Raw genomic sequence first — 263 nt, 5'->3', positions numbered from 1 at the left:
AGGGCGATGCCACACTGAACCAGGCGCTGATTCGCGACAAACGCACGGAGCAGCTCTACATTCTGCCTGCGTCGCAGACCCGTGATAAAGATGCGCTGACCCGTGAGGGTGTTGAAAAAGTTCTGAACGATTTGGCTAAGATGGAGTTCGATTTCATCGTCTGTGACTCACCGGCAGGGATTGAAACGGGCGCACTGATGGCGCTCTACTTTGCCGATGAAGCCATTATTACCACCAACCCGGAAGTCTCTTCTGTCCGCGAC

Annotated in this window: 1 pseudogene; it reads left to right on the top strand. The window is 54.4% G+C overall.

Annotated elements, in window-relative coordinates:
* A pseudogene (locus tag SB756_RS31315) lies at window positions 1-263 on the top strand (septum site-determining protein MinD); the annotation flags it as partial.

Origin of the sequence: Pseudomonas sp. SIMBA_068 (assembly GCF_046534705.1) — a bacterium.
In the GTDB taxonomy this organism is placed as follows: domain Bacteria; phylum Pseudomonadota; class Gammaproteobacteria; order Pseudomonadales; family Pseudomonadaceae; genus Aquipseudomonas; species Aquipseudomonas putida.
The sequence above is the reverse complement of the archived record's forward strand: the minus strand, read 5'-3'. Positions and strand labels throughout refer to the sequence as shown.